Annotated in this window: 15 protein-coding genes; 11 read left to right on the forward strand and 4 right to left on the reverse strand. The window is 62.0% G+C overall.

Annotated features, from left to right (window positions below; all coding sequences use genetic code 11):
• Positions 1–167: 167 nt before the first annotated feature.
• From NKH03_RS33540 to NKH03_RS33565, 6 genes are all read left to right on the forward strand, one after another.
• Complete coding sequence (locus NKH03_RS33540) at positions 168–1,694, forward strand: ABC-F family ATP-binding cassette domain-containing protein (protein WP_352973145.1); 1,527 nt, start codon at positions 168–170, stop codon at positions 1,692–1,694.
• Between the two features lie 140 nt (positions 1,695–1,834).
• Positions 1,835–2,116, forward strand: coding sequence for a type II toxin-antitoxin system RelE/ParE family toxin (locus NKH03_RS33545; protein ID WP_352863870.1), 282 nt, complete (start codon positions 1,835–1,837; stop codon positions 2,114–2,116).
• Between the two features lie 10 nt (positions 2,117–2,126).
• Entirely contained in the window at positions 2,127–2,426 is a 300-nt protein-coding gene (locus NKH03_RS33550) for a HigA family addiction module antitoxin (RefSeq protein ID WP_023768797.1), read from the forward strand.
• Between the two features lie 141 nt (positions 2,427–2,567).
• Positions 2,568–2,741: a hypothetical protein gene (locus tag NKH03_RS33555; protein ID WP_352863872.1), complete on the forward strand. Its 174-nt coding sequence runs from the start codon at positions 2,568–2,570 to the stop codon at positions 2,739–2,741.
• A gap of 224 nt (positions 2,742–2,965) precedes the next feature.
• Positions 2,966–3,394 carry a VOC family protein gene (locus NKH03_RS33560; RefSeq protein ID WP_352973146.1) on the forward strand — a complete coding sequence of 143 codons (429 nt, stop codon included), beginning with the start codon at positions 2,966–2,968 and terminating at the stop codon, positions 3,392–3,394.
• 74 nt (positions 3,395–3,468) lie between these two features.
• A complete protein-coding gene (locus tag NKH03_RS33565) occupies positions 3,469–3,822 on the forward strand; it encodes a DUF1428 domain-containing protein (protein ID WP_352973147.1) in 354 nt (117 codons plus the stop codon).
• A 63-nt stretch (positions 3,823–3,885) separates the two neighbouring features.
• Here NKH03_RS33565 and NKH03_RS33570 read toward each other — a convergent pair whose 3' ends face one another.
• A complete protein-coding gene (locus NKH03_RS33570; RefSeq protein WP_352973148.1) occupies positions 3,886–5,520 on the reverse strand; it encodes a tetratricopeptide repeat-containing sulfotransferase family protein in 1,635 nt (544 codons plus the stop codon).
• A gap of 186 nt (positions 5,521–5,706) precedes the next feature.
• A complete protein-coding gene (locus NKH03_RS33575) occupies positions 5,707–5,925 on the reverse strand; it encodes a hypothetical protein (RefSeq protein WP_352863880.1) in 219 nt (72 codons plus the stop codon).
• A 322-nt stretch (positions 5,926–6,247) separates the two neighbouring features.
• On the opposite strand from NKH03_RS33575, the gene NKH03_RS33580 reads away from it, so the two are divergent.
• The 5 genes from NKH03_RS33580 to NKH03_RS33600 all read left to right on the forward strand — a co-directional run bounded on the left by NKH03_RS33580 (position 6,248) and on the right by NKH03_RS33600 (position 7,641).
• Positions 6,248–6,454, forward strand: a complete 207-nt coding sequence (locus tag NKH03_RS33580; protein WP_352863882.1) for a cold-shock protein — start codon at positions 6,248–6,250, stop codon at positions 6,452–6,454.
• A 145-nt stretch (positions 6,455–6,599) separates the two neighbouring features.
• Entirely contained in the window at positions 6,600–6,869 is a 270-nt protein-coding gene (locus NKH03_RS33585) for a hypothetical protein (protein ID WP_352973149.1), read from the forward strand.
• Positions 6,866–7,135, forward strand: a complete 270-nt coding sequence (locus NKH03_RS33590) for a hypothetical protein (RefSeq protein ID WP_352973151.1) — start codon at positions 6,866–6,868, stop codon at positions 7,133–7,135. The genes NKH03_RS33585 and NKH03_RS33590 overlap by 4 nt, the downstream gene beginning before the upstream one ends.
• Before the next feature lie 44 nt (positions 7,136–7,179).
• A complete protein-coding gene (locus NKH03_RS33595; RefSeq protein ID WP_352863886.1) occupies positions 7,180–7,317 on the forward strand; it encodes a hypothetical protein in 138 nt (45 codons plus the stop codon).
• A gap of 99 nt (positions 7,318–7,416) precedes the next feature.
• The gene (locus NKH03_RS33600) at positions 7,417–7,641 is read left to right on the forward strand and encodes a hypothetical protein (protein WP_352863888.1); all 225 of its coding nucleotides are present in this window, start codon (positions 7,417–7,419) and stop codon (positions 7,639–7,641) included.
• A 210-nt stretch (positions 7,642–7,851) separates the two neighbouring features.
• Here the strand turns inward: NKH03_RS33600 and NKH03_RS33605 are convergent, their stop codons facing one another.
• Together NKH03_RS33605 and NKH03_RS33610 are read right to left on the reverse strand one after the other, a co-directional pair.
• Positions 7,852–8,262 carry a Kazal-type serine protease inhibitor family protein gene (locus NKH03_RS33605; RefSeq protein ID WP_352973153.1) on the reverse strand — a complete coding sequence of 137 codons (411 nt, stop codon included), beginning with the start codon at positions 8,260–8,262 and terminating at the stop codon, positions 7,852–7,854.
• A gap of 78 nt (positions 8,263–8,340) precedes the next feature.
• Positions 8,341–8,602, reverse strand: a 262-nt coding sequence (locus tag NKH03_RS33610; protein WP_352973154.1) for a hypothetical protein, incomplete at its 5' end; no start/stop codon positions are given.

Here is an 8,602-nt window from a genome sequence, read left to right on the forward strand (position 1 = left end):
CGACAGCCCTTGCCTGCAACTCACGCGCTCGCAAAATCCCCGCTTCAGACCTACGCCAAAAGACAGTGTGAGATATCCGGGCTAGAGCATGATCCCGAAAAGTGGGAACCGGTTTTCGGAAAAGATCATGCTCCGACAAAGAGGCGGCCAAGACCAGAGAAATCAAAATGGCCCTGATCAGCCTCAAATCCCTCGGCGTCACCATGAGCGCGCCGTTGTTTTCCAACCTCGACCTCACCATCGGCACTGGCGATCGGCTCGGCATCGTCGCCGCCAACGGCCGCGGCAAGTCGACCTTGCTGAAATGCCTGACCGGCGAGATGGAGCCGACCTCCGGCGACATCACCCGCACGCGCGGCCTGCGCGTCGGCCATGTTGAACAGTCCGTTGCCCCTGCCCTTCTGAGCCACACTTTCCATCAGGTGGTGGCCGATGCCTTGCCGGCCGAGCAGGCCGACAGCGAGCTGTGGCGCGTCGACGTGGTTCTCGACTCGCTCGATGTACCTGAGCCGATGCGCGAACGGCAGATGCAGGCGCTGAGCGGCGGCTGGCAGCGGCTGGCGCTGATCGCCCGCGTCTGGGTAACCGATCCGGACGTGCTGCTGCTCGACGAGCCGACCAACCATCTCGACCTTGCCCGCATCAGCCAACTCGAGACCTGGCTGAACACGCTGCCGCGCGAGGTGCCGGTGGTGATCGCCAGCCACGACCGCGCCTTTCTGGACGCCACCACCAACCGGACTCTGTTCCTGCGCCCGGAGCAGTCGCCGGTGTTTGCCCTGCCCTATTCCCGCGCCAGGCAGGCGCTCGACGATGTCGACGCCTCGGCGGAGCGCAAGTTCCAGCGCGACATGAAGGTCGCGCAGCAATTGCGCCGGCAGGCGGCCAAGCTCAACAACATCGGCATCAATTCGGGCAGCGATCTGCTGACGGTGAAGACCAAGCAGCTCAACCAGCGCGCGGAAAGACTGGAAGAGGCGGCGGCTCCGGGGCATCGCGAGAAATCGGCCGGTGCAATCAGGCTGGCCAATCGCGGCACCCACGCCAAGGTGCTGGTCACGCTCGACGACGCGGCCGTCGAAACACCCGACGGCACGCTGCTGTTCAGGACCGGCAAGCGCCACATCTGCCAGGGCGATCGTATCGTCCTGCTCGGCCGCAACGGCGTCGGCAAGTCGCGCTTCGTTACCCTGATCCGCAATGCCATCGTCGAACCGGACACGGTGCGGAATGTGAAGGTGACGCCGTCCACGGTGCTCGGCTACAGCGACCAGGCGCTGTCCGGCATCAGCGGCGACGACACACCGCTGGCGCTGGTCTCGTGCCGCTATGATGTCGGCGAGCAGCGTGCACGGTCGCTGCTGGCCGGCGCCGGCGTGGTCATCGAGATGCAGGAGAAAAAGATCGGCGTGTTGTCCGGTGGCCAGAAGGCGCGGCTGATGATGCTGACGCTCAGGCTAGCCAATCCCAACTTCTATCTGCTTGACGAGCCGACCAACCATCTCGACATCGACGGCCAGGAAGCGCTGGAAGCCGAGCTGCTGGCGCATCAGGCGAGCTGCGTGCTCGCCTCGCACGACCGCTCCTTCATCCGCGCCATCGGCAACCGCTTCTGGCTGATCGACAAGCGGAAACTGACCGAAGTCGAGGACCCGGAGGATTTCTTCCGTTCGGTAGCGGAAGCGGGCGGCTGACGATTTTGGTGGCGGGACGATATCCAAGCCTGTGAAATTTCAGCCTGCCGATAACAGGTCAAAATTCGTATCATAACATGAGACGTTTTCTTGACTTTACGAAGCGTATCATGCGAAGGTACGCTGATCGGATACGACAGATGATACGCTCGTTCAAGGACAAGACCAGCGAGGCCGTTTCGAACGGCAAGGCTCCGAAGGGGTTCCCGTCGGACCTTGTTCGATCAGCCCAGCGGAAGCTGTTCATGATCGACAATGCCGCCGAACTATCCGACCTGAAGACGCCTCCCGGCAACCGGCTTGAGCCGCTAAAAGGCGACCGTGCCGGTCAGCATTCGATCCGCATCAACGATCAGTTTCGCATTTGCTTTCGCTGGGTGGACGGACAAGCCGAGGATGTCGAGATAACTGACTACCATTGAGGTTTTCAAAATGCTGAACATCAACCCACCTATTCATCCGGGAGAAATCCTCCGCGAGGAATATCTCGTGCCGCTTGGCCTGAAGCCTTACACGCTGGCCAAAAAGCTGCATGTGCCGCGCACGCGCATCGAGCGCCTCGCCGGCGAGACGACACCGGTAACGCCCGATACCGCGCTACGTCTTGCGAAATTCTTCGGAACCACGCCGCAGTTCTGGATGAACATGCAGGCGAGTTACGATCTGGCCGTGGAAGGAGAGGCCAAGAAAGCCGACCTTGAGACGATCGAGCGGTTAGAAACCGCTGCTTGATACAAGGCGCTCCACAGCAGTCCGCATCGAGCCGCCTGCAGTGGCCGCAAAAATTTTCGACCGTCTGTCGGATGATCGCCACGCACCGCGTCCTTGGAATGCCGACACAATGATGCCGGCTTCAACCGAGGACAAAGCATCATGTTCACCCTGTCATCCATAGGCCGCATCACCACCCGTTACATGGAAGCCCGCGCCCGCTATCGCAGCGAGCGCGCCCTCCTTTCACTGCCGATCGAGTTGCGCAAGGACATCGGCTGGCCGGAAATCGTGATCGATGCGCGGAACGGCCCCCGGATTCGCAGAGCACCCTGACCCATGCAGCCGGGGGCCGGCAACTATGCCGCTGGTCAGTCATGCGTATCGCTCTGATTGGGGCCGCCGAAGCAAGTTCATTTCACGCCTCTCGCTTGAGCCGGCCGGTTGCCCGGTCTGTCCGGACACAGCCTTCGAAAAAAATTCGAGGCCATGTAGGATCGCCGTCACCTCAAGCGTCCTACGGTCCGCAAGGCCAAGCCAAACGCGAAGAGGAGCAAGACATGACTGATCAGACCCCCGTTCAGCCCGCGGCCAAGGTGCTCGGCGGATTGACCCCTTATCTGCAACTGGACGGCGCCTTCAAGGCCGCCGAATTCTATAAGAAGGCCTTCGGCGCCGAGCAGGTCTTTGCCTATCCGGCGGACGAAAAAGGCCGCACCATGCACATTCACCTCCACATCAACGGCTCGACGTTGATGCTCTCCGATTTCTATCCCGAAAACGGGATGCCCGCCGTCAAGCCGCAAGGCTACACCATGCAGCTTCACCTCGGCAGCGACGACATAGACGCCTGGTGGAAACGCGCCGTCGATGCCGGCTGCGAAGTCGCCGTGCCGCTCCAGGTCATGTTCTGGGGTGACCAGTGGGGCAATACGCGCGACCCGTTCGGCGTCGAGTGGGCAATGAACGCGCCGGTGAAGAAAGCCTGATCTGCCGCCAATGGCGAAGCCCCTCACCGGCTGGCGTCGGTGAGGCCCTGTGAACTTCCAGGAGGAGACCCAAAATGTCATATGTCGATGGCTTCGTGCTTGCCGTGCCCAAGGCAAATCTCGAGGACTACAAGAGGCTGGCCAACCTCGCGGGCCCTATATGGATGGAACACGGCGCGCTCGCCTATGTCGAATGTATCGGCGACGACGTGCCCTATGGCGAAGTCACTTCGTTCCCGCGCGCCGTGCAGGCCAAGGACGACGAGATCGTCGTCTTCTCCTGGGCCGTCTATGAATCGCGGGAGAGCCGCGATGCCGTCATGGCCAAGGTGATGGCAGACCCGCGCTTGACACCCGATTGGGGGCCGATGCCGTTCGATATGAAGCGCATGATCTTCGGCGGCTTCCAGCCGTTCATGGAGTTGTAGGCGCGCCTGCTCCGCCCGTGGATGACGAAGCTTGGGGACTTCGGCTAAACTGTAACCAGGCCGCTAATCCAGCTTGTCCAGCAGCGGCTTCAGCCGGTCGCCATAGCGCTTCCACAGATCGACCGAGCCCTGATACATCGGCTGGCGCACCTGCGCGGCGGATGCGGTGCGCACCGGCCGGTCGGTCTCGTGGAAGGACAGCGCCGCATCGTCCCAGGGCAGGCCGAGATGAGCGATCAGCGCCCGCGTCTGGCCTTCCTGGTCGGCGACGAAATCCTCGTAGCGTACATCATGCACGACGCCGGGCAGCACGGTGTGCCAATGCGCCATGATGTCGGTGTAGAGATTGTGGAAATCGGCGAGTTCGCCGAGATCGTAGCCATAGCGATGGCTATCGCCACGGAAATGCACCTTGTAGATCGACAGGCAGGTGGCGGCCGCATCGCGCGCGCAATGGACGATCTTGGCCTTCGGCAGCATCAGATGCAGGAAGCCGATCAGCAGGAAGTTGCCAGGCATCTTGTCGGTGACACGCTTGAAGCCGGGATAGCGGGCGTGCAGCATGTCGAGATAGGCCTCGCCGGCCTCGGCGAAAGCCTTGTCGGGCATATCGGCGATCCCTGCGGGAAAGCCGCCCTTCATGGTCAGGGGAAACTGCTTGCCGACCGCCGTCTTCAGGATGCTGAGCTCGCCGGCGCCGTAGACCTGGGGATGGCTGGCGATGATCTGCTCGACCAGCGTCGTGCCCGAGCGCGGCATGCCGACGACGAAGATCGGCGTGTCGTCGCTGATTGAGCTGGGCTTGTGCTTCTCGAAGAAGCCGGCGTCGAAGGTTGCCCTCATCGCCTCGAACTCGGCCCGCGTCTTGGCCGCATCGTGGTCGATCCCCTTGCGGCGGATCGCATTGCCTTCGGCGAAATAGTCGAAGGCCCGGCCATAATCCTTCAGATCGTCATTGGCCTTGCCGAGACCGAAGGACAACTGCATGCGCGCCAGGCTGTCCTGCGGCGCCTTGGCATGCTGAGCCTCCATGCTGGCGAGTTCGCTGTCGCGCTCCTTCTGGCGCTTGACCTGCGTCAGCATCAGCCAGGCTCTCGCCATGCCGGGATCGACCGCCAGCGCCTGCCGGAACAGGTCGGCTGCTTCATCGAGCTTGCCCTTTTCCATCAGCCCGACGCCGAGCCCATGCAGCAGGTCGGCATCCTTGGGCCGGATCGCCAGCGCTTCGCGGAAGACGGCAAGCGCCTCGTCCAGGCGTCCCGCTTCCTGCAGCGTTTCGGCAAGACCGATGCGGGCGCGGACATGGAAGGGATTGCGCCCGACCGTGCCGCGATAGATCTCCTCGGCACCCTCGAACTGGCCGAGCTGCTTCAACGACGAACCGAGATTGTCGCGCGCCGCCAACTGATCGGGCCGAAGCGTCACCGCCTTGCGGAAGCAGTCGACGGCGGCAGCGACTTGGCCGAGGTCGCGCAGCACCGTACCGAGATTGTTTTGAAAATCCGGATTGCCGCTCTGCAGGCGCACCGACTGTTCGATCAGGTCCAGCCCTTCGGCGCCGCGCCCGGTCTGGTGCAGCAGCAGCCCCAGGAAATGCGCCGCGGCGGCGTGATTGGCCTTTTGCGCCAGCACCTGCCGGTAGATCGCCTCGGCCTCTTGCCGGCGTCCGGCCTGATGCAGCTGCAGCGCCTGCTGCACACGCTGGTCGAGCCCCAGTGGTGGCTGACCCCCAGCGCCAGATCTGGCTCCCGCGCCCGCCGCTCGTCTCTGATCTCTGTTGATGGGAAACCTGCCGTGTTTTGTCCGCCTGTGGCGGTCTAGGCCATCGGCGCGGCGGGTTCAAGGCTTCGCTTGGTATCTCGCCCTTGCCATCAACGGCGAAGGTCAGATCAGGCGGTTGGTCTCGGCGACCTGTCTGGCCCGCCTCACGGTGCCATCGGTATCGGCGATCGTTCGCCTTGCCGCCTCATCGCTTCTGATGGTCAGCCGCGCCGACTTGACGATCAGCGGCTTACCGGTCGGGCCAGCGGCACCGGCGTGTATGATGGTTGGCTTGATGATCGTCGCTACGGTCGTGCCTCTCGGGGTTCTGACAGAAACCATGATTTTTCCTTCCGTGAATAAATAAAATGCAAGTTCTGGGACAATCGGCCCAGCGTAAATTTAAGCATTTTTTTGAAAGTCGCCGATCCATATCAGAATTTTTTAAATAATTACAGCGATCTATTTTTTTGTCGCCGTCCGAGGTTTTCAGGAATCTTCTTGAACAATCAGCCCCATTAGCCTATATAGACAGGATCGCTTTGGGCCAGAATTGGCATCTCGCGGCGTCAGAAGTTCTCGACCCGCCAATCTCATTCCAATCATCGATACCGGGCGCGCCTATTCGCTCTGCGGCCATGTCTCATTTTTTCGAAAGACCCACATGAACACCGGAACCGTGAAGTTCTACAATGGCCAGAAGGGCTTTGGCTTCATTCAGCCGACCGATGGCGGCAAGGACGTTTTCGTCCATGTGAGCGCGCTGGAGCGCGCCGGCTTTCCCGGCCTCGCCGAAGGCCAGAAGCTGCGGTTCGAGTTGGAGCGTGACACCAAGGGCCGCGAGTCGGCCGCCAATTTGCAATTGATCTGATCCGGCCGAATTCGATGAACGCTGACCACGGATGTACTGGCAGCTCTCGAAAGCGGCTTATTTCCAGCGACTGCCGGAAATAGGAAAGCGGGGCACGTCCCCGCTTTTTTGCTTTCAGCATCGCTGCTTTGCATAGGTTAAGACAATGCCGGACCGCACCACACACTCCATCGCGCATTTCGCGGCACCTTTCGTGCTCGGCGGACTGGAAGGGCAGATGCCGGCCGGCGACTACGACATCGATCACGACGAAGAGCTGATCGAGGGCATGTCACGGCTTGCCTGGCGCCGTATCGCCACTTTCATCCATCTGCCGGCAAGGGCAGTGAAAAACCCGCCCACCAGCCAGCTTGTCGCCATCGATTACCTCGAACTCGAAACAGCGCTGAAGCGCGACAGGGAGAATGCAGCATGATCCGTTTCCAGCAGAATGCGCGCCCGCGCACCGACACGCCCGCGCACCAGTTTGCGATTGGTCAGATCGTGCGGATGAAGAGCCGCACCGGCCTGGTCCAGAAGACCGCCGAACTGTTCCAGATCAAGAGCCGGCTGCCGGTCAAGGACGGCTCGCCGCAATACCGCATCCGCAGTGAGCAGGAGACCCATGAGCGGGTCACCACCGAAGACAATCTCGAACCGGCCAATCCGGTTGTTGCCGACAGCCCGGTTGTCACCGTCTGAGATCCCCACCGCAAAGCCAAGCCAACACGCAGCAGGAGCACACCATGTCCAAGGGTCAACAGCGAAGCAACCGCGAAGTGCGCAAGCCGAAGAAGGACAAGGTCGTGGCCAAGCCCGCCTCCCCATTCGGTTCGTCGGTCAAGCAGGCCGAGAGCAGCCTGAAGCCAAAGCCGAAGGGCTGAGCTGACATCCAGGGCGCCTCGTGCGCCCTCTCCGTCGCCCTATGTGAGGCGACGGACTGACATAACAGGCCCGCGCAACGCTCTGCCACGGAGGCTTGCTTGAACTTCTTCATCGAGTTCTATCGGTCGCGCGACGCCGACGAAGCCACGCTCGACAAGGTGTCGCTGGAAGCGCCGAACCTGCGCGCCGCGCTGCAGGGTGCCACCGCGCTGTTCCACACGCTGGCCATGCCGCAAATCCCCGATCGCCTGCGCATTTCCGACGACAATGGCAGCGAGCTTTATGCCGGCCCGGCTGATGGAGCCTATCCGACGGAAATATGACCGAACGCCTCGGTTCTCCCTTGCGGGGGCCCGAAGAGCCGGCGAGACTCCCGACTCGCCCAATCGGTGAATTGCCGGGCGGCACCGAGACGGTTGAGGGGTGCTGGAAGAACTCCACGCCTCACTCTGTCTAGCCCAGTTCATAGGACCGAGCTTGCTCGGCCACTTTCTCCCACAAAAAGGTGTAAAGGCAAGATACGCCTTGCCTTCTCAGCACGGCCCGTCGTCAACGATGCGATAGTCGGCGGCGCGGGCTTCGCAAGCGTTGGGGAAAGTCCGCATCTCGCCGTTCCGACGAGCGCACACCGGAGCGTATTCACGGGTGCAGAACGTCTGCTCTTCACCGCCGCCACCGCCACCGCCGTCGCGGCACGGACCATCGCGCACGATGCGATAGCCGGCCCGGTCGGCAAGGCAGGCATTGGCGAAGGTCTGGCGGTCACCGCCGCGTCGGGCACAGACCGGCTCGTACTGCTTGCTGCAATATTGCGGTTCTGGCCGTGGCGGACGCGGACGCGGCCCCGGTCCTTCATCGACGACGACGGCGCAGGCGGCAAGAATTGCCGACAGCAACAGGAGGACAAAACCCTGCCGCGAAAAGATTGCCGCCAGAAATTTCATGATGATCTCCCACGATCGCGTCCCGGTTGCCGATCTTCGCCAATCCCTTGCCAATTGCAACCCCCGTTTGCAGCCCTTTCAGCCGGAAACGGTGCCTCGGCCGTGGTCGGCATCAGCCTCCTCGGCCATCTCGACATCTGGCCCATTCGTGGCCCGGCTCTGGCCGATGACCCGGCCGCCAAGCAAGCCTATGCCGAGCCGATCGATGCTCAGGTCAGTCGATCCATGCGTCGGGATGCGCCAATGCGGCGGCCCGCCAGGGGAATCGGGTGAGTTAATTATCGTGAGATGACGCTTACGAGGAATTCGTCGTCCCACGCCGCCACTTTTCGTTTCAATC

Source organism: Mesorhizobium sp. M1406 (genome assembly GCF_040317555.1).
Lineage (GTDB): Bacteria > Pseudomonadota > Alphaproteobacteria > Rhizobiales > Rhizobiaceae > Mesorhizobium.